22 protein-coding genes and 1 pseudogene are annotated in these 18,839 nt (G+C 69.5%); 9 read left to right on the forward strand and 14 right to left on the reverse strand.

Annotated features, from left to right (window positions below):
• Positions 1–68: 68 nt before the first annotated feature.
• Together AC1VNM_RS11010 and AC1VNM_RS11015 are read left to right on the forward strand one after the other, a co-directional pair.
• Entirely contained in the window at positions 69–1,970 is a 1,902-nt protein-coding gene (locus tag AC1VNM_RS11010; protein WP_483106947.1) for a TonB-dependent receptor domain-containing protein, read from the forward strand.
• A 214-nt stretch (positions 1,971–2,184) separates the two neighbouring features.
• Positions 2,185–2,721 (forward strand): hypothetical protein, encoded by a 537-nt coding sequence (locus tag AC1VNM_RS11015; RefSeq protein ID WP_483106948.1) that lies wholly within the window; start codon positions 2,185–2,187, stop codon positions 2,719–2,721.
• Between the two features lie 31 nt (positions 2,722–2,752).
• On the opposite strand, the gene AC1VNM_RS11020 is transcribed toward AC1VNM_RS11015, so the two are convergent.
• The 5 genes from AC1VNM_RS11020 to AC1VNM_RS11040 are packed head-to-tail and all read right to left on the reverse strand — an operon-like array spanning position 2,753 to position 7,122.
• Positions 2,753–3,349 carry a RidA family protein gene (locus AC1VNM_RS11020; protein WP_483106949.1) on the reverse strand — a complete coding sequence of 199 codons (597 nt, stop codon included), beginning with the start codon at positions 3,347–3,349 and terminating at the stop codon, positions 2,753–2,755.
• Positions 3,350–3,384: 35 nt separating this feature from the next.
• Positions 3,385–3,621, reverse strand: coding sequence for a hypothetical protein (locus tag AC1VNM_RS11025; RefSeq protein ID WP_483106950.1), 237 nt, complete (start codon positions 3,619–3,621; stop codon positions 3,385–3,387).
• A gap of 2 nt (positions 3,622–3,623) precedes the next feature.
• Positions 3,624–3,932, reverse strand: coding sequence for a hypothetical protein (locus AC1VNM_RS11030; RefSeq protein WP_421033735.1), 309 nt, complete (start codon positions 3,930–3,932; stop codon positions 3,624–3,626).
• Positions 3,929–6,043 (reverse strand): amidohydrolase family protein, encoded by a 2,115-nt coding sequence (locus tag AC1VNM_RS11035; RefSeq protein WP_483106951.1) that lies wholly within the window; start codon positions 6,041–6,043, stop codon positions 3,929–3,931. Before AC1VNM_RS11035 ends, AC1VNM_RS11030 begins: the two co-directional genes overlap by 4 nt.
• Entirely contained in the window at positions 6,040–7,122 is a 1,083-nt protein-coding gene (locus tag AC1VNM_RS11040; RefSeq protein ID WP_483106952.1) for a dipeptidase, read from the reverse strand. Before AC1VNM_RS11040 ends, AC1VNM_RS11035 begins: the two co-directional genes overlap by 4 nt.
• Positions 7,123–7,227: 105 nt before the next feature.
• Between AC1VNM_RS11040 and AC1VNM_RS11045 the strand changes: the two genes are divergently transcribed.
• The gene (locus AC1VNM_RS11045) at positions 7,228–7,875 is read left to right on the forward strand and encodes a TetR/AcrR family transcriptional regulator (protein WP_377153955.1); all 648 of its coding nucleotides are present in this window, start codon (positions 7,228–7,230) and stop codon (positions 7,873–7,875) included.
• Positions 7,876–7,938: 63 nt separating this feature from the next.
• Here AC1VNM_RS11045 and AC1VNM_RS11050 read toward each other — a convergent pair whose 3' ends face one another.
• The 5 genes and pseudogenes from AC1VNM_RS11050 to AC1VNM_RS11070 all read right to left on the reverse strand — a co-directional run.
• Complete coding sequence (locus tag AC1VNM_RS11050) at positions 7,939–8,562, reverse strand: phosphohydrolase (protein ID WP_483106953.1); 624 nt, start codon at positions 8,560–8,562, stop codon at positions 7,939–7,941.
• Between the two features lie 45 nt (positions 8,563–8,607).
• Positions 8,608–9,075 carry a hypothetical protein gene (locus AC1VNM_RS11055; protein ID WP_377153951.1) on the reverse strand — a complete coding sequence of 156 codons (468 nt, stop codon included), beginning with the start codon at positions 9,073–9,075 and terminating at the stop codon, positions 8,608–8,610.
• 153 nt (positions 9,076–9,228) lie between these two features.
• Positions 9,229–10,206: a M15 family metallopeptidase gene (locus AC1VNM_RS11060; protein WP_377153949.1), complete on the reverse strand. Its 978-nt coding sequence runs from the start codon at positions 10,204–10,206 to the stop codon at positions 9,229–9,231.
• Positions 10,207–10,354: 148 nt separating this feature from the next.
• Positions 10,355–11,359, reverse strand: a complete 1,005-nt coding sequence (locus tag AC1VNM_RS11065; RefSeq protein WP_483106954.1) for a threo-3-hydroxy-L-aspartate ammonia-lyase — start codon at positions 11,357–11,359, stop codon at positions 10,355–10,357.
• Positions 11,360–11,429: 70 nt separating this feature from the next.
• Positions 11,430–11,750 (reverse strand): annotated as a pseudogene (locus AC1VNM_RS11070) (hypothetical protein); the annotation flags it as partial.
• Positions 11,751–11,925: 175 nt separating this feature from the next.
• On the opposite strand from AC1VNM_RS11070, the gene AC1VNM_RS11075 reads away from it, so the two are divergent.
• The 3 genes from AC1VNM_RS11075 to AC1VNM_RS11085 all read left to right on the forward strand — a co-directional run bounded on the left by AC1VNM_RS11075 (position 11,926) and on the right by AC1VNM_RS11085 (position 13,732).
• A complete protein-coding gene (locus AC1VNM_RS11075; protein ID WP_483106955.1) occupies positions 11,926–12,456 on the forward strand; it encodes a gamma carbonic anhydrase family protein in 531 nt (176 codons plus the stop codon).
• Positions 12,457–12,518: 62 nt separating this feature from the next.
• A complete protein-coding gene (locus AC1VNM_RS11080; protein ID WP_483106956.1) occupies positions 12,519–13,112 on the forward strand; it encodes an alpha-ketoglutarate-dependent dioxygenase AlkB in 594 nt (197 codons plus the stop codon).
• Positions 13,113–13,312: 200 nt separating this feature from the next.
• Positions 13,313–13,732, forward strand: a complete 420-nt coding sequence (locus AC1VNM_RS11085; protein ID WP_377153941.1) for a VOC family protein — start codon at positions 13,313–13,315, stop codon at positions 13,730–13,732.
• 56 nt (positions 13,733–13,788) lie between these two features.
• Here the strand turns inward: AC1VNM_RS11085 and AC1VNM_RS11090 are convergent, their stop codons facing one another.
• The 3 genes from AC1VNM_RS11090 to AC1VNM_RS11100 all read right to left on the reverse strand — a co-directional run bounded on the left by AC1VNM_RS11090 (position 13,789) and on the right by AC1VNM_RS11100 (position 15,295).
• Positions 13,789–14,166 (reverse strand): DUF1801 domain-containing protein, encoded by a 378-nt coding sequence (locus AC1VNM_RS11090; RefSeq protein WP_483109261.1) that lies wholly within the window; start codon positions 14,164–14,166, stop codon positions 13,789–13,791.
• 173 nt (positions 14,167–14,339) lie between these two features.
• On the reverse strand, positions 14,340–14,753 hold the full coding sequence (locus tag AC1VNM_RS11095; RefSeq protein ID WP_483106957.1) for a VOC family protein: 414 nt from the start codon (positions 14,751–14,753) through the stop codon (positions 14,340–14,342).
• A gap of 74 nt (positions 14,754–14,827) precedes the next feature.
• Complete coding sequence (locus AC1VNM_RS11100) at positions 14,828–15,295, reverse strand: helix-turn-helix transcriptional regulator (protein ID WP_483106958.1); 468 nt, start codon at positions 15,293–15,295, stop codon at positions 14,828–14,830.
• Between the two features lie 156 nt (positions 15,296–15,451).
• Between AC1VNM_RS11100 and AC1VNM_RS11105 the strand changes: the two genes are divergently transcribed.
• The 3 genes from AC1VNM_RS11105 to AC1VNM_RS11115 are packed head-to-tail and all read left to right on the forward strand — an operon-like array spanning position 15,452 to position 17,915.
• Positions 15,452–16,315 carry an alpha/beta hydrolase family protein gene (locus AC1VNM_RS11105; RefSeq protein ID WP_483106959.1) on the forward strand — a complete coding sequence of 288 codons (864 nt, stop codon included), beginning with the start codon at positions 15,452–15,454 and terminating at the stop codon, positions 16,313–16,315.
• 17 nt (positions 16,316–16,332) lie between these two features.
• Positions 16,333–17,055, forward strand: a complete 723-nt coding sequence (locus tag AC1VNM_RS11110) for a lipase secretion chaperone (protein WP_483106960.1) — start codon at positions 16,333–16,335, stop codon at positions 17,053–17,055.
• Positions 17,056–17,087: 32 nt separating this feature from the next.
• The gene (locus AC1VNM_RS11115) at positions 17,088–17,915 is read left to right on the forward strand and encodes a helix-turn-helix domain-containing protein (protein ID WP_483106961.1); all 828 of its coding nucleotides are present in this window, start codon (positions 17,088–17,090) and stop codon (positions 17,913–17,915) included.
• Between the two features lie 74 nt (positions 17,916–17,989).
• On the opposite strand, the gene AC1VNM_RS11120 is transcribed toward AC1VNM_RS11115, so the two are convergent.
• Positions 17,990–18,796, reverse strand: coding sequence for an N-acyl homoserine lactonase family protein (locus AC1VNM_RS11120; protein ID WP_483106962.1), 807 nt, complete (start codon positions 18,794–18,796; stop codon positions 17,990–17,992).
• Positions 18,797–18,839 lie beyond the last annotated feature (43 nt).

Consider the following 18,839-nt stretch of genomic DNA (forward strand, 5'->3'; position numbering starts at 1 on the left):
GACGGTGCGTCCATTCCGCATGCGGCCGCGGGGAAGCGGCCGTCTGCCGCTGCTCATCCGATTCCGACATGCAAGCCTCTTCTCCCCGCGCCGCGTTGCGCGCCGTCGCCCGTGCTTCCGCGACCGCGCTGGTCGCCCTGCCCGCCCTGTCCATCGTCTCGACGGGCGCCTTCGCGCAGTCTTCCCTCGATCCCGTCGTCGTCATCGGCACCCGTGAGCCGCAGGCGCTGAGCAAGAGCGTGGCCGACGTCGTCCTGATCGACCGCGACACCCTGCGCGACAGCGGCGCCGCCAGCGTCGAAGAGGTCCTGCGCCGCTACGCCGGCCTGCAGGTCCTGCAGAACGGCGGTCCCGGACAGACCGCCGGCTACCTGCTGCGCGGCACCAACACCAACAGCACCATCGTGATGATCGATGGTCTGCGCGTCGGCTCCGCGACGCTGGGCCAGGCGGCCTTCGAGTCGATGAGCCTCGACCAGATCGAGCGCATCGAGGTGCTGCGCGGTCCCGCCTCGGGCCTGTACGGCTCGGACGCGGTCGGCGGCGTGATCCAGATCTTCACGAAGCGGGGTCAAGGCCCGCTGAACATCACCGCCGGCGTCGCCGTCGGCGAGTACGACTCGCGCAAGGCGGACTTCGCGCTCAGCGGCGCGCAGGCCGGCTTCGACTACGCGGCCAGCATCGGTCGCGAGACCAGCGACGGCGTGTCGTCGATCCGCCCGAACGACATCAACGGCTACTACAACCCCGACCGCGACGGCTTCCGCCGCACGTCGGCCACGGCGCGGCTGGGCTTCACGCCGGCCGAGGGGCATCGCATCGGCGTCAGTGCCTCGCAGAACAAGCTCAACGCGCAGTACGACAGCGCCAACTTCAATCCGCCGGACTTCCTGCCGGATGCGTCGCCGGACTTCCGCAACCGGCTGACGACCCGCGTGGTCAGCGCTGATTACCGCGGCACGCTGTCGCCGATCTGGACGACGACCGTGCTGGCGACGCACGGCATCGACGACTCGCGCTCCGGCGCGCCGGATCCCGTGCCGTTCAAGACGACCCGTGATCAGGCCACCTGGCAGAACGCCCTGCGCCTGGCGCCGGACCAGCAATTGCTGCTCGCCTACGAGCATCTGTCGGAGAAGGCCGAAGGCGTCGTGACGGATGCGCTCAAGCGCAACAACAACGCCTACATCGCCGGCTACACGGGCCAGTTCGGCGCGACCTCGCTGCAGGCCAACCTGCGCCGCGACGACAACTCCGCCTACGGCGGCTTCACGACCGGCACGCTGGGCGCGAGCTACGCGATCACCGAGACCCTCAAGGTGCGCGCGCTCGCCGGCACCAGCTTCCGCGCGCCGACCTTCAACGACCTGTACTTCCCGTTCTATGGTCGTCCGGACATCCAGCCCGAACGCGGTCGCAGCATCGAACTCGGCGTGAACTGGCGCTCCGGCGCGAGCAGCGCCTCGGCCACGGTGTACCGCAACAAGGTCCGCGACCTGATCGTCTACAACCCCGATCCCACCGGCACCGAATGCCCGGCGGGCTTCTTCGGCTGCGCGGACAACATCGGTCGCGCCAAGCTGCAGGGCGCGACGCTGTCCGGCGCGCATCGCTTCGGCAACCTGAGCCTGACCGCGACGGTCGACTTCCTCGACGCGCGCAATGTGGAGACAGGCGCGCGCCTGCCGCGTCGCGCGGCGCATCAGGAGAGCGTCTCCGCCGACTACGACACCGGCGTGTGGAGCGTCGGCGCGTCGCTGACGGAAGTCGGCGCGCGGCCCGATGTCGGCGCGCAACTCGGCGCCTACGCGGTGACGGACCTGCGCGCGACCTGGCGCTTCCTGCCGCAGTGGCGCCTGGAGGCCAAGGTCCTCAACGTCGCCGACCGCGATGTGCAGCCGGTCTACTCGTACCAGGGCCTGGGCCGTCAGGCCTGGGTCGGGGTGCGGTACGACATGAAGGGCTTCTGAGCCGCTCGAAGCTGCATGAGGTCGCAGGAGAGGCCGCGCGACGAATCTCGCGCGGCCCTTCAATCGCACCCCGCTTGACTGGTAGCGATGCCACTGCGGCATCCATCACGGCGCCTCCCCCCGACGCGGGGGAAGCTTTCGCGCGGAAGCCACACGCGCGCCCTTTAGCATTCCGCCCCTTCAGCAACAAACACGACAAGTCGGGGAGTGAGTGATGGCGCGGAATTCGAAGTCCTGGGGTCGCGGCGTGACGTCCGTTCTGGCGTCATTGGTTGTCGCCGCGATGCTCAACGGCTGCGGCGGAGGCGGTGACGACTGCGAGGTCACCGGGGAACGCGCCGACGTGTACTTCACTCCCAGCGTCCCGGTCATGGGGACGGTGGCGCAGGACGCACTGACCTACGCGCTGAACCAGCGCAACACCTGGACCCCGCAGCCCCGCGGCATGACCGCGGCCTGCCTGAGCGGCGTAAAGGTCGAACTGCGTGACAACGACGCGCCCTTGCCGGCCGGCTTCACGATCGATGCGGCCACCGGTGCGATCAACAGCGGCGTCATGACGCGTCATGTCGAAGGCAATTGCGAGCGGAAGGTCGGCAACGCGACCGAATCCGGTCCCATGTCGACGGGTCGCGTCTGCCCGGAGGGCTACACGCTCACGGACCGGCGTTACGTTGTGCTGGTCACGTCCGATCGATACAACAAGAGCACGCGCGTCCCGACGGCGCTGGTCTTCCGTCCGACGCAATGAGCGCGGCGCGGCGCGGCGTTAAGGCACCGCGTTAAGGCGCCGCGCGGACGGCGGTGCACTCCACCTCGACCCGCGCGCCCAGCGCGAGTCCGTTGCAGCCGAACGCGCTGCGCGCCGGCAGCGGCCGGTCGCCGAAGAACGCGCGGTAGACCTCGTTGAAGACGCCCCACTCCGCCATGTCGGCGAGCATCACGGTGCAGCGCATCAGGTGCTCGACGCCGAGGCCTTGCGCTTTGAGCGCGGTCTCGATGTTGCGCAGCGTCTGCAACGTTTCGGCACGGATGCCTCCTTCGACCAGCGCCAGCGTGCCGGGCTTGTTGCCCAGCTGACCCGACAGGAAGACGAACGGCCCAAAGGCAGTGCCCTCGGGGAACGGCACGCTGGCGGGGAGGACGAGGCCGCTGTTGAAGCGCTCCACCTCACCCGTCACGATGGCGATCGCCTCACGCTGAAGCGGTTCCGACGCACTTACGATGTCGTTCCAGCAGGGTCGTGAGGAGACGACTTCCTTGGCCTGCCGCAAACCGATCGAGAACTTGACCACCACCGCCTTGATCGTTTCCACGATCGTCAGGCCTTGTGCGTGGCATTCATCGACATAGACGTCGAGCTCTTCGTTCGTATGCATGATCACTCTTCTCCGTGTGTGTCGCGAAACGCGCGTCACCGCGGGATACGTTCCAGCGGAATGATGTCCGCGATCGAACCCGGCCACGCGTAGATGATCAGGCGATCGTCCAGTTGTTCGAGCTCAAACGCCGAATTTTCTGCACCACCCCTTCCCGCCACCTCCACGCATCCACCAGGCGCCAACGTGTGCTCTTCGGCCCACGGCTCCAGAACCAGCAGCACCGCCTTGTGCGATGAGTTCCGGTAGACCAACTTGCAGGTGTATTCCATTTTTAAGATCCCGATCCGTAGCCCAGCGGAAACCACACGCCTCTCGTCGACACCGAACCCATGTTTGGCAGCACATGATCGCGATCCAGCGTCTGGACATCGACGTCTGCAACGACGGATTCGACGGGGGGCATCGCGCCGCCCGCAAACACCGTCGACGTCAGAATGCTGGTCGCGTCTTCGTAGTTCTGCGCTGTGACGCCGCAGCCCAGACCGAGCGGACTGAACTGGGGAGGATCGCGGAACGTGAACCAGAAGCGACGCAGACCCGTCAGTCGATTGGCCGCCAAGGTCGCTTGGGATCGACTCATTTCGTCATCCCCATCGCCGCTTCGAGCTGCGTCGGATCGAACACCCGTCCCGCCTTGATCGTCTTCACCACCTGCCGCAACGCGGCGACGTCCCTCAGCGGATCGCCGTCCAGCAGCACCATGTCGGCCTGCTTGCCTGCGGCGATCTCGCCGCGCTGGCCGGCCACGCCCAGCACCTGCGCAGGCGTCAGCGTCGCTAGGCGCAGTACCTCGGCGTTGGGGATGCCGGCGCGCACATAGAGCTCCAGCTCGCGGTGCAGGGTGTAGCCCGCGAAGGCATCCGTTCCGGGCATCAGCGTCACGCCGCCGTCGTGCAGTCGCTTGATCAGCTGCAACAGCCGAGGCAGCGCCTGGCGGTACGCTTCCTCCTTGCCCGGCGGCACCGCCACCGCGCCGGACAGCAGCCGCCTTCGCACGATCGGCGGGAAGCGCTCGACCATGCCCTTCAGCGCCGCCGGCGGCTCGCCCGGCGCGCCCGAGTACAAGCCCTCCAGGATCGCCACCGTCGGATCGAGCACCGTGTGCCGGCGCTTCAGTTCCGCGATGAATCCCGTCACCGGCGCGCTGTCGAGGTCCAGCTGCAGCAGCTTCTCCGCCATCACCGTGTAGCGGTCCTTGCCGCGCGTGTCGGCGACCTCGGGGAAAAAATTCAGGACGATGAAGTTCAGATGCTGGATCTCGTCCGCGCCCGCGTCGATGAACTGCCCCGCGCGCATGAACGCCGGCACGTGCCCGCTGACGCGCAGCCCCCGCGCATGCGCCATGTCGGCGATCGGACGCACCAGCTCCGGCTTGAAGGACGAATAGATCTTGATCTGCTCGTAGCCGCGGTCGGCGTACCAGTCGACCGCCTTGCGCGCCTGCTCGACCGTCTCGACGCGCACATCGGTCGGGCCCGCCAGCGGACCCACGCCCTCGACGATGCCGGCCTTCACCACGCGCGGGCCGAGCTCGGTGCCCGCGTCGAATCGCTTCACGCGCTCGATCAGCGGGACGTTGTCGTTGGCCATGTCGCGCGCGCTCGTCACGCCGGCGATCAGGTCGAAGACACCGTCCGTGCCGGAGAAGTGCTGGTGCACGTCCCACAGCCCCGGCATCAGGAATCGGCCGGCGGCCTCGATGACCTCGGTGCCCGCCGGCGCCGGGGAAGCATCGTCGGGCTCGACGCGCACGATGAAGCCGCCGCGGATCAGCACCCGCATGTCTTCCCGCGCCGTCAGGTCGCGCGGCTCGAACAGCCGCGCATGGCGGATCAGCAGGTCGCCCTGCGGCACATGCGTCATCCGCTTCGCCAGGTCCGCGGACCAGCGCTTGTCCGCGTCGCGCTGCGCCGCGGAGAGCCGCGCCAGCGCCGGCACGTCGCGCGCCTCCAGCACCTCGAACCAGTCGTCGATCACGGCGGCGGTCTGCAGGCGCTCGTCCAGCCACACCGCCACCGGCGTGAAGTCGATGCCCGAAATCAGATGCAAGGTCAGCCGACGTCCGCCCGCCGCGATCGTCGGTCCCTTCGCGAGCGTCGCCTCGCCCGCCGGCAGCAGGGCCAGGCGTTGCCCCGGCGCCTTCAGCAGCGCGCGCGCGAGCACGCCGGTGAACTCCGGCGGCGCGTTGGCGGGCAGGTAGAAGGCGCCCGCTTCCGGCCACGCCGCGCCGCCCTGCTCCACGCGGTTCTTCCATGACGCCTTGCCGTCCGCGCGGTCGAAGCGCTCGGTGAGCGGAACCTTCCAGTAGTCATTGCCTTCGGCCTCGTAGCGCAGCGGCAGGCCGCGCGCATCGAGCGTCCAGCGCGCGCGGAGCTGATCGCCGCGGCCGCGCTCGCTGAAGGCGTAGTCGACCAGCACCTCGTCGCCCTGCCGGCTGAGCGCCTGCCGGCCGACGGTCATGCCGTGGATCTGGACCTGCGACAGCTGCGCCTTCGCGCCCGGCAGCACCTGCGGCGCGGGCAACGCGGCCTGGGCGGCATGAGCATCGGCGGCCGTCGGCGCCCATTGGCGCTCGTGATCGTCGTGCGCGCGGGCGGTCGGTGCCCAGAGCGCCGCACACAAGGCCACACCCACCGCAGCCCGCGTCGCGGCATGCATGGCGGTCAGCCGGCATTTCGTCGTTCTTGTCATTCCCAGGTCTCCGTCATCAGCCGGCGGAAGTTGCCGTGCAGGATCTTCTCGATGCGCGCCGCGCGGTGTCCCCGCGCCGACAGCAGCCGCGCCAACTGCTGGTACTGGTCCGGCCCGCACAGGTCCGGCAGGAACAGCCCCACGTCCGCCGTCTCGCCCGGCGCGCCGATGCCCAGGCTGCGGCGCAGCGCGATCTCGTCCTCGAGGTGCTTGCGGTAGGCGGCCATGTCGTCGTAGTGCGTGCTGCCGCCGTCGGAGCCGAGGCCCACGTGGTCCTCGCCGCAGACGTCGATCGCGTGCTCCAGGTGCGCGATCAGGTCTTCCGCATGCGGCTGCCCGCTCATCCGCAGGTAAGGCATGAAGTACAGCCCGACCACCCCACCCCGCTCGGCGAGCAGCCGCAGCTCGGTGTCGCTCTTGTTGCGCGGATGATCGGCGATCGCGCGGCAGCCGGTGTGCGTGATCGCCACCGGCTGCCGCGCCCGCCGCAGCGTGTCCAGGCAGGTGCGCTCGCTGCTGTGGCTCAGGTCGACCAGCACCCGCCGCTGCTGCAGGCGCTCGACCACCTCGGCGCCGAAGGCGCTCAGGCCGTCGTCGTCCGGCACCGTCGCGCCACAGCCCACCGCGTTGCGGCCGTTGTAGGTCAGCTGGATCACCCGCACGCCCAGGTCGGCGAAGTGGTCCACGGCCGCCACGTCGGTGCCCAGCATCTCGGTGTTCTGGAAACCGTAGATCACGCCGATGCGACCGTCCCGGCGCGCCGCGGCGAGGTCCTCGCCCGTGCCCACCTTCAGCAACTGCGGATGCGCCGCGATGAACGCGTCCCAGCCGGCGATGTCGCGCTCCGTGGCGGAACGCGCATCGTCGCTGCCGGCGACATGACCCAGCGTGACGTTGACCGCATAGAGCCCCGACGCCAACGCGTCGTCCAGCGAGCGCGCATCGACGTGCTGCGCGCTGCTGGCGTAGGCCATCGCGCGACGATCGCCGGAAGTCGGCTGCAGATGCGGGAGCAATGGCCGGTTTGGGTTGTCCAGGACACCGAGGGCATTCAGGACGGGCAGCAACGAGGGTTTCATGCGTGCGCGAACACCATGTTCTTTGAGAGATGATCGCGGCTACAGCCCCGCGATCTCCAGATCCCCGGACGGGATCGCCGACAACTCTAGAAGATTATTCTAATCATGCCCACGAAGACCGCCAAGGCCGTCGCGAGGACCGAGCAAGTATTGAAGGCCGCCTATCCGGAGGACCGTGCCGAGACCAAGCGGCTGATCCTGGCGCAGGCCTTGTCGGCCTTCAACGCCCGCGGCATCGAGGCCACGACGATCGACGACCTGCGCGCGGCCAGCGGCCAGAGTGTGGGCACGATCTATCACCACTTCAAGAACAAGGAAGGCGTGGTCGCGGCGCTGCTGTTCGCGGCGGTGGACGACCAGAGCCGCGCCATCTCGGCGCGGATCGGCGGGCTGGAGGACAGCCATGCGGTGGTTGACGCCCTGATCACCGCCTATGTGGACTGGATCACCGAGCATGCGGAGCTGGCGCGTTTCTACTTCATCGCCCGCGAGGTGGTCGCGGGCGGGCCGTTCGGCGACGACCTCCGGGTGCGGATCGCGGCGCGATATGCGCCGATCGACGCGTGTTTCGCGCGCGACGTGAAGTACGGGCGCGTGATGCCGCTGCCGGAGGAACTGATCCCGGCGCTCGTGCTGGGCGCGGCGGAGTGGTACAGCCGCTCGTGGCTGGCGGGACGCCGGCTGGCGAGCCCGGCGGACCGGGGGGCGATCCTGGCCGAAGCCGCCTGGCGGTCGATCGCGCGGCACATCTGAATTCCATCGCGGCAGCCGCGTCCGCCAGGTGCGCGGCGCCTGCTCGCCGGGAAGCGCCTGGGGTCAGGTATTGAGCCGGCGCAGTTCTTCCAGGAACCGCCCCGCGGCGATATCCGACGGCCAAGGTTCCCACGGCGTCCCACCGTACGCGGCATGCAAGGGATCCGCGTCCAGCACCGGGTGGGTGATGCCCAGCACCTCGCGGACTTCGCGCTCGGACCAGCCCGTGCAGCGCACGGCTTCGGTCGCGGCGGCGGTGCTGTCGGCGCGCTTGTGCGTGGCGTGCGTGTCGGGCGTCCACGCGGGCAGTTGATATCGGACGGCGATCGCCGCCATCAACCGGTCGCCGACGACGCGGAAGGGCTCGCCCAGCACGCGCTTGAGCGGCGAGATGCAATCGAACCCGAGGAAGCCCTCCTCCGCGTCGTGCAGGAGCTCCGCGCGCTGCAGCGCGGGCGACAAGGGTTCGCCGCCCTCGTCAGCCCATGACCGGCGCAGCGCGAGCACCAGCAGCGAATGCTGCGCGACCGACAGCGGCCAGGGCCAGACGGACTCGCCGCCCCAGCGGTAGGTGCGCGCCAGGCGCAGCGCGAGGTCCTCGTCGGTCCAGGCGTCGGGGGACGGATTGATCAGGTCGAGCGCCGCCCCGGAGGGCAGGCGGATCCAGGCGCGGGGGCTGTCGGTCATGCGATCGACTGTAGCGAGCGCCGCGGCGCGCCCTGTCAGCAGGGCTCAGTCCATCTGCTCGCGCAGGGCCTTGGCCTTGGCGCGGTAGAACTTCGCCGAGGCGGCGTTGCCGGCCTTCTCGAAGCGGTCCGCGACCGACGTGGCGGCCTTCGCGGCCTCGTCGAAGGCCTGGATGAAGACCTGGCGGTCGTCGCTGGGGACGAGCTTGCCCTGCTCGAACCGGCCGGCCATGTAGCCCTGGTCGGGGATGTCGACGACGCCCAGCGCCATTTCGCCCTTGGCCACGCGGCCAAGGAACATGCGCTTCACGGCGGCGCCCTGCTGCTCCTTGAGCACGCCCAGGCCGTCGGCCCGGTCGGCGGCGCAGGCGCCGTCCCAGCGCGCCGATCCCGCGGCCCAGCCGTCGGGCAGCGTGGCCACGTTGCAGGCGGCCAGCGTGGGCTGGCAGGCGGCGGTCATCACCAGGCCCGACAGGGCCAGCAGGCGGAAGGCGGAGATCAGGCGGAGCTTCATGACGACAAGTATCCATGCGGCGACGCGCACCGGTGGGCGCGCGTCGCGGAGATTGAAACAACGGGTGTCGCGGCGGGCGGCACCCCCGGTGGTCGGGACCGACGCACGGGGCCAGCGACCGCGGTCGCCGGCCGGCAGATCAGGCGAGGTGGCTCAGACCAGGCGCGGCGCCCACTGCGCGACCAGCGAGCGGCTGGCCTCGAAGTGCATCGCGTCCTCGGTGCGGAACGCAGCGCCCCAGTACCAGCCGTGGCGGTTGAAGATCGGCGCGATCAGCGTCAGGCCGACCTGCACCTTGCTGTCGCCGCGGCGGTCCAGGACGCCGTTGAGGGTCAGGTCGATCGCCGTGCCCCACGAGTGGTTGGAGATGCCGGTCGTCGAGCCGCGGATGTTGCGGCAGCAGAGCATGCCGGCGGTGCCCAGCGCGGCGTAGACGGCGGGCTGCTCCTTGCGGATGTCTTCCATCACGGCAGCCAGGCTGTCGACGGCCAGGTCCAGGCCGGTGGCCTTGAACGGGCCCACCGACTTCGACACGATGTGCTTCTTCAGCTTCTCGTTGGTCAGCGGCTGGCAGTCCTGCGAGTACGAGTGACGCGGCTGGCCCAGCGCCTGGACCATGTAGGACGAGGACACGGCCACCAGGCCGGGGTTCATCGTGTGCGCGTCGGGCCGCGGCACGAGCGTGGTCAGCAGGGCGCGGGCGCTGCCGGCGTCGCCGCTGGCGGCGACATGCTGGGGTGTCGCGGCGGAGGTGCTGCCGGCGCTGGTGGTCGACGCCGCCGTGGCGGTGTGCGTGGGCGTGGCCGTGGAGGTGGGGCGAGCGGCGGTGACCGGGCGGGCGGCGGCGGCCGGCGCGACGCGCGCGGCCGGCGTGGCGGCGTGCGTGCTCGCGGACTCGGCGGGCGCGCTCAGGCGCTTGAAGGTGCGGCCGTTGGGGTCGACGCGGCCGTCAGGCTTGCTCATGAAGCCGCGCTGGAAGCGCAGGATGCCGTCGACCGTCAGCGGGCCGCACAGGCCGTCGACGCGACCGCGATAGAGATGACGAGCCGTCAGCAGACGCTGGACGGATTCGACGTCGGCCTTGCGATTCTTGCCGGCGGCGCCGACGGAGTCGATGAGATGAGCTTGCACGCGGGAATCCCCTTGCTGTCTGATGTCGGATGGCAGATGCATTCTGGGCATCGACCTGCGGCGGCGACATTGACCAAGGTCACGCCGACGGGCTCGCGTCCCTTTCAGCTGTGACGGACGGTAACGCGGAGCGCCCAGCGCCCCCCGGTCAAGCCCCCGCGGCGGCGCCCACGAGCTCGCAGAAACGCGCCATGTCGACGTTGCCGCCGCTGATGACAATGCCGACGCGCTGGCCTTTCAACCGATCCTTCATCGCCTTCGCGGCGGCGAAACCCAGGCAGCCGGTCGGCTCGACCAGCATCTTCATCCGCGACGCGAAAAAGCCCATCGCGTCGACCAGTTCCGCGTCGGTCGCGGTGAGGACGTCGTCGACGTGCTGGCGGATCAGCGCGAAGGTGATGTCGCCCAGGTGGGGCGTCTGCGCGCCATCGGCGATGGTGCGGGGCGTGTCGATGGTGACGATGGCGCCGCTGCGGAACGACTGCTGGCCGTCGTTGCCCGCCTCGGGTTCGACGCCGTACAGCGTCGCCTTCGGCGAGAGCGCGCGCGTCGACAGCGCCGTGCCCGACAGCAGGCCGCCACCGCCCAACGGCGTGAAGACGGCGTCGAGCGCGCCGACCTCGTCGAACAGCTCCTTCGCGGCGGTGCCCTGCCCCGTCAGCACGTCGGGGTGGTCGAACGGCGGGATCAGGGTCAGGCCGTGCTTCTCGGCCAGGTCGCGGCCGATCTGCTGGCGGTCCTCGGTGTAGCGGTCATAAAGGACGACGTTGCCGCCGTAGCCGCGCGTGGCGGCGATCTTGGCCGCGGGCGCGTCCTTGGGCATGACGATGGTCGCCGGCATCCCGAGGATCCGCGCGGACAGCGCGATCGCCTGCGCATGGTTGCCCGACGAGAACGTGACCACGCCGAAGCGGCGCTGTTCCGGCGTGAAGCGCGACAGCGCGTTGAACGCGCCGCGGAACTTGAAGGCGCCCATGCGCTGGAAGTTCTCGCACTTGAAGAACACCTGCGCGCCGAGCAGCTCGTCGACGGTGCGCGAGGTCAGCACCGGCGTGCGATGCGCGTGACTGTCGATGCGGCGGGCGGCGGCCTCGACGTCGGCGTAGGTCGGGAGCGCCACGGGCGTGGCGGCGGCGGGGGACGTGGCGGTCATCTCTGCTCCTGAACGAAGGGCCGGGCCATCATGCCGCAGGGCTGTATCGGAACAGCGTCGGGCCGGCCATTCAGGCCTGCCAGACCCCGTACCCGGCCTCGCGCAGGCCGATGGCGAGCTCCACCTCCATCTCCCGCGCGGCCTCGTAGGGCATGGGGTTGTAGACCTCATACAGCTGCGGCAGCAGGCGCAGGCCGTAGTCGAAGACGAAACGGTTGGACTGGATGCCGGCCTTGTGCTTGTCGAAGCGCAGGTCGGGATCGAGCCCCGTCATGCCGACGTAGACGAAGGGCATGCCGAGCCGATAGTCCGGATTCGACTTGCGGAAGCGCGGCTCGTTCCAGACCTGGTCGGCGAGCTCGACGACGTAGACGTAGTGGTGATGGCGCTTCTCGCGCGGCGCCTTGGCGGCGGGCTTCGTCGCGCGTTTGACTGCCCGTTTGGCAGCCGGTTTCGCAGCCGGTTTCGCAGCCGGCTTGGCTGTGGTTTTGGCAGCAGGCTTCGCGGCGGTCTTCTTCGACGCCGCGACAATGGCCTTCTTCTTCCGCTGCCCGCCCTCGCCCGCCATGCCGCTGTCCCCTTACCTCGATACCGCCCCGGTGCTCGCCGAGCGCGTCTTCGTCCATGAATCCGCCCAGGTGATCGGCGACGTGACCCTCGGTCCCGACAGCTCGGTCTGGTGCAACACGGTGCTGCGGGGCGATGTGAACCGCATTGTGATCGGCACCGGCACCAACGTGCAGGACCTGACGATGGGGCACGTCTCGCACAAGAACCCGAAGAAGCCGGAAGGCTCGCCGCTGATCATCGGTGACCACGTGACGGTCGGTCACTCCGTCATCCTGCACGGCTGCCGCATCGGCAACGAATGCCTGATCGGCATGGGCAGCATCGTGATGGACGACGTCGTCATCGAAGACCGCGTGATGCTCGGCGCCGGCAGCCTGGTGTCGCCGGGCAAGGTGCTCAAGAGCGGCCACCTCTACATCGGCCGACCGGCGATGCCCGTGCGCGAACTGACCGCCGACGAGATCGCCTACCTGAAGTACTCCGCCGAGCATTACATCCGGGTGAAGGACAACTACCTGCAAGGCTGAGCGACGTCTCCGGCTCGCCGGTCCCCCTGCTCTCCGCGTCACTCCGCGCCCCGCCTGCCGTCATGGCTCAGTCCAACCTCTTCGACGATCTCGACCCGCCCGCCGACGCGCTGCCCGAGGGCATGACGTATCGCTCGGGCTTCCTGTCGTCGGAGGAGGAAGAAACGTTGATCGAGCTGATCCGCTCGCTGCCGCTGGAGGCCGCGCAGTACAAGGAGTACACCGCGCGGCGCCGCGTCATCAGCTACGGCGGCAGCTTCGACTACGACACCAACCGGCTGCGCCCGGCACAGGCGCTCATCGAGGAACTGGAGCCACTGCGGCAGCGTGTCGCGGAATGGGCAGGTATTGCGCCGGAGGCGCTCGTGCACGCGCTGGTGGCCGAGTACTCGCACGGCACGCCGCTGGGCTGGCATCGCGACGTGCCGGACTTCGAGGAGGTCTTCGGCGTCTCGCTGGGCGCGGCCGCGACGCTGCGCTTCCGCCCCTACCCGCCCGATGCGCCCAAGCGCGCCGACGTCATCAAGGTGAGCGTCGAGCCGCGATCGATCTACGCGCTGCGAGGACCGTCGCGATGGGCGTGGCAGCACAGCGTCGCGCCGGTGGAACGACTGCGCTGGTCGATCACGTTCCGGACGGCGCGACGGGATCGATGAAGGCGCTCATCCGCTGATCGCACGACGACGGGCCGCTCGGCATCCTCGCGCTTGACCGCGTTCGCGCGGCGCCACTACGATGACAACCGCTCCGCAGCCATCACCCTGGCACCGGGCCGTAAGCGTTTACGTCAGCCAACGCGCAACCCCACTGGCATTCCGACGCCTCAGCGTCGTGCCGGCTTGCGCATAGGCATTTCATGACCACGCACACCACCACGGTCCGTTCCACGCTCAACCATCTGAGCTTCCCCTCCCACGACGTTCCCGCGACCGCCGCGTTCTTCGAACACTTCCTCGGCTTCGCCGTGCTCTCGATGGGCAGCAGCCGCGTCGTGAAGAAGGACGCCCTCGACATCGTCATCGAGGACGCCCGCGATCGCGACATCCATTGGCCCGGCAACTTCCACATCGGGGTCGAGGTCTCGACGCTGACGGATCTGCAGCGCATCCACGCCGACATGCTCGGCGCGGGCGTGCCAATGGAGACCGAGCTGATCTCGCATGCGCGCGGCTCGCGCTTCTTCTGCTGGATGCCGGGACGGCTGATGCTCGAGGTCAACACCCGCGAGGACGCGGCGCCGGAGTTCCGCAGGACCTTCGCGAGTCAGCAGGCCTGAAGACCGACGGCTGACCGGTGACAACGGCTGACAGCTGAAGCACCGAGCCGGCGGCCTCAAGCCGCCGGCTTGGCCTTCTTCGGCTTGGCGGCCGCGTTGTTCAGCGCCGCGGCCGCCTTGAACAGCGCCTTCAGCGCCGTCTCGTCGATCTTCTCGCCCTTGCGGATGTCGATGGCGCGGCGCGCGTTGCCGTCGAGGCTCGAGTTGAAGAGCTTGCCCGGATCCGCCAGCTTCGCGCCCTTCGCGAAGGTCATCTTCACGACCTCCTTGTAGGTCTCGCCGGTGCAGATCTGGCCGTTGTGCTCGAACACCGGCGTGCCACGCCATTTCCACGTCTCCTCGACACCCGGCACCGCCTCCTTCATAAGCTGGCGCAGCCGCGCGAGCAACTCGCCGCGCCAGTCGCCGAGCTCCGCGATGCGGGCATCGATCATCTTGGAAGCGTCCACGCCAGGCACGTTGTCGTCGCTGGGCGCGGCGCTCCTGAAGGTGCTCTTGGCGACCGGCGTGACCGCCTTCTTCGCCACGTACTTCGCGGCGTGCCTGGCGGCGCCGGTCAAGGGCTTCTTCTTCGGATCGGTGGTGCTGGGCATTCGAGTCTCCGGGGTCAGTTCTTGAGCTGCTGGATACGGATCATGTTGCCCGCCGGGTCGCGCACGCCGAAGTCGCGCACGCCGTAGGGCTGGTCGGTGGGCTCCTGCACGATCTCCGCGTCCCGCGACTGCAGGCGCTGGAAGGTCGCGTCCAGGTCCTTCGCGCCCAGCAGCAGCATCGCGTAGGTGCCCTTGGCCATCATCTCGGCGACGGTGCGCTTCTCCTCGTCGGTGAGGCCGGGCGTGGCGTTGGGCGGGAACAGGACGATGGACGTGTCCGGCTTGCCCTTCGGCCCGATCGTGATCCAGCGGTTGCCGCCGAAGGCGACGTCCTTGCGGATCTCGAAGTCCAGACCGTCGCGATAGAAGGCCAGCGACTCCTCGGCGTCCGTGTGCGGCAGGAAGGTCGAATGAATGGTGATGTCCATGCGTGTCTCCAGATGGGTGGTGTCAGAGGGGTCGGCGGCCGTCGCCGCCGGGGTCCGGACCCTTGGAAGGCAGTCTAGGTGGACGTCTTCTCCGGCGCTTCTCGATTCCTGATCGGACGCGTCACCTGTTTGGCGACGCAGGACGGCAGGCCTTCGGCCTCGGCCGCCGAGTCGCGGCGGTAGACGCTCGGCGGCATGCCGACCAGCTCGGTGAAGCGCGTGCTGAAGGTGCCCAGCGACGAGCAGCCGACCTCGAAGCAGACTTCGGTGACGCTGAGGTCGCCGCGGCGCAGCAGCGCCATCGCGCGCTCGATGCGGCGGGTCATCAGGTAGGCGTAGACCGACTCGCCATAGGCCAGCCGGAACTGCCGGCTGAGGTGCCCGGACGACATGCCGATGCCCTGCGCGAGCGCCTCGACGTCCAGCGGCTGGGCGTACTCGCGGTCGATGCGGTCACGCACGCGCCGCAGGCGCGCGAGGTCGCGCAGGCGGGTGCTGGCGGCGTCGGGCGTGGCTGCGACCTCAGGGGCGACGGTGGGCATGCCGGCATCCTAGCGGCGAGATCCGCTCAGGGTTTTCCCTCAACGATCCTAGGGGGTGCCTCCCCCGGATGCATACAAGGCACTCCGACGGTGCGCTTCCTAGACTGGGCTGGCCCGGTGCATCTCGCACCGCGGCACCTCATCAAGGGAGACACCATGACTCAGCCAGCTTCGCTGCGGACCGCCTGGCGGACCGCAGCCTTGTGCGCAGCCTTCGCCACCTTCGGGGCCGGCAGCGCCTCGGCCCAGATCGGTCCCGACCCCACCTCCGCCAGCCTGAACGCCACCTCGGGATCCTTCGCGGTCGCGACCAGCAACGTGACGCTCGCACGCGGCTTCGGTGGCGGCACCATCTACTACCCCACCACCGCCGGCCGTTACGGCGTGGTCGCCATCAGCCCCGGCTTCACCGCCACCGAATCCAGCATCGCCTGGCTCGGCCGCCGCCTGGCCACCCACGGCCTGGTCGTGATCACGATCAACACCAACACGACGCTGGACCAGCCCGCCAGCCGCGCCACGCAGTTGATGGCGGCGCTCAACCACGTGGTCAACAGCGCCAGCAGCACCGTGAGAAGCCGCGTGGACAGCACGCGGCTGGCCGTGGCCGGCCACTCGATGGGCGGCGGCGGCGCGTTGATCGCGGCCGAGGACAACCCGACGCTGAAGGCCGCGCTGCCGCTGACGCCGTGGAACCTCAGCACCAGCTTCACCCAGGTGCGGGTGCCGACACTCATCGTCGGCGCCGACGGCGACACGGTGGCCTCGGTCGCCGTGCATGCGCGGCCCTTCTACGCCAGCCTGCCGGCCACGACCTTCAAGGCCTATGCGGAGCTCAACGGTGCCACCCACTTCACGCCCAACAGCACCAACACACCGATCGGCCGCTACGGCGTGACCTGGATGAAGCGCTTCGTGGACGCGGACACGCGCTACTCGCCGTTCCTGTGCGGCGCGCCGCACACGGCCTACGCGACCGCGCTGGTCTTCGACCGCTACAACCAGAACTGCCCCTACTGAGCCCGATGGAGGACGCCATGTCGCACATGTCCGATCGCCAACGGGGTCGGCGCGTCGCGCTGGCCCTCGCCGCCGGCCTCGGCGCCGTGGCCCTCCTCGCCTGGCTGGCCGCCGGCGCTCACGCGCCGGCGGTCGTCGAGGACCCGAAGACCGTATTCCCCTGGTCCCGCTCGACCGCCGCTTCCGAGGCGGTCGGCACGCCGACAGCGTCGGCCCGAGTTCCGGTCGACGCGGGCGCCGCGGTCCCATTGCCCGCAGCGGTGCCAGGTCTTGAGGGGAAGCCGCAACGCGTGTTCCGTACCGATGCACGGGGGCGGCTCGTCGTCGACCAGCCGATGCGCCTGCGCGCCGAATCGATGCTGGCGCTCAACGAAGGCGATGCGCTGGCCGCCCGCATGGACGCCGAGCTCGCCGGCCTGCCGGCGCCGGCCGCCGCGCGCGCCCGCGAGCTGGTGGCGCAGTTCGAGGCCTACCAGACCGCCCAGGCCGCCGCATTCCCGCCGGGCCAGGCGCCGCTGGTGCCCGAAGAGGGACTGGCGCAACTGCGGACGATGCAGGCGCTGCGAGCCGCCCACTTCGGCGCGGAAGCGGCCCAGCAGATGTTCGCGCAGGACGACGCCGTCGCGCGTCGCATCCTGGAGCTCATGCGCGAGGACACCTCGACGGCGCGCAGCATGGAGGAGAAGGCCATGCGCGCGCAGGTCCGCTATGACCAGGAGCGCGGCGCGGTTCAGCCTTGACGCGGCGGCGTCGCAGGACGCAGCATGCCGCCATGATGTCTGGCAACTTCGTCGGCCCTCGCCTGGGCCTGTTGGGCGACAGCTTCATCTACGCGAGCGGCGCCGTGCGCTCGCGGGTGCGGCGGCACTCGGTGACGCTGGCCTGCGCGCTGACGCCGCAACCGCTGAGCGTCAGCGTCGACGGCCAGCACTGGCAAGGCCGCCTCGTGGCGGTGCGTCCGTTTGCATCGCGCGCCATCGACTCCGGCGGGCAGCCGGTCGTGCTGATCGACCTCGAGCCGTCCCACCCGCGCTACAACACCTTCAGCCGCTGGCCGGATCGCGCGCCGGTGCGGGTGCTGGATGACCAGCACTTCGCGGGCCTGCTGGACTGCGCCGCCGCCTTTGCCCGCGATGCCTTGAGCGGACGGCGGCTGCGGGCGTCGGTGCAGATGCTGGTGGGCAGCGTGGCGGACAGCGTCGCGCCGCATCGTCCGCTCGATCCGCGCGTGGCGCAGATGATGGCAGGCCTCCGGCTCGACCCCGCACAGGATCTGGCCGCGCTCGGCGCGCCGGTCGGCATGACCGCCGCGCAGGCGTCGCGCGGCTTCCTGCGATCGCTGGGCATCTCCGCGCGGCAATACGCGCTGGCGGTGAAGATCCAGCGCGCGGCGATGTTCTTCGGCAGCGGACGCGCCCTGACCGCCATCGCGCAGGCGTCGGGATTCACCGACTCCGCCCACCTGGCGAAGGTGTGGATGCGCTGCTATGGCGACTGCCCGTCGCGCTACTTCGCGGAGCACCGCAGCACGCAGGACGGTCGCGTGGACCATGCCTGGCGGCAGCAGGTCAGCCTGACGCAGGGCTTGAGCGGCGCTTGAGCGGCGCTTGATCGAGGCTCGATCCGGAGCGCTTCGGCCTTGGCTTCAGCCTCGGTCTCGGCGCTCCGAAGCCGTTACTTCGCTGCCGCCGGGAAGGCCGGCAGCTTCCCGATGTCGCGCGGGTCGTGCTGGATGATGACCGTCGCCTTGAGGTTCTTCTCGATCTGCTTGACGCGTTGAATCGAGGCGAGCGTCTGCGCGCGATCGTCGTTGAAGCCGGGCACGCCGTCGTGCTCGTAGTTCTCGTGGAAGTGGACGGAATCGCCGCTGAGGATCACCGGCCCCATCTCCTTGAGGCGGACCAGCAGGATGCTGTGCCCCGGCGTGTGGCCGGGCGCGCGCAGGACCATGACGGTGCCGTCGCCGAAGACGTCCTTGTCCGCGGTCAGCGCATCGACCTTGCGCTTCTCGGCGATCCACTCGGCGAAGCCTTTGGCGTTCGCGCCGGCCATCGGCGGCGTCGCGTTGATGGCTTCCCAATCGGCCTTGCCGATGAGCAGGGTCGCGTTCTTGAACAGGCTCACCTGGCCAGTGTGATCGGCGTGGAAGTGGCTGATGCCGACGTACTTCACGTCGGCCGGATCGACCTTGATCTGCTTGAGCAGATCGCCCAGCGGCTTGTTGGTCGCGTTGGGCGCGGAGCCCGGCAGGTAGCCGGTGTCCCAGACCATCACGTCCGAGCCGTGCCGGATGACGTAGCAGCTGAAGGTGAAGGGCTTGCTCGTCTCGGTGTAGGCGAAGGTGTCGCTGAAGCGCCGAGGGTCGTTGGTCCCGTTGCCGCAATCGAGCCGCGTCAACGTGACCTCCTGAGCCGCCGCAGACAGGGAAGTCAGGGCCAAGAGCGCGCCCGCGGTGAGCGCCATCCAGAAGCGTGTGGTCATGTCGTCTCCTTGATCGCGGCGATGATAGCCACGAAGCAGCCCG

Source organism: Mitsuaria sp. MSU3D (genome assembly GCF_056867975.1).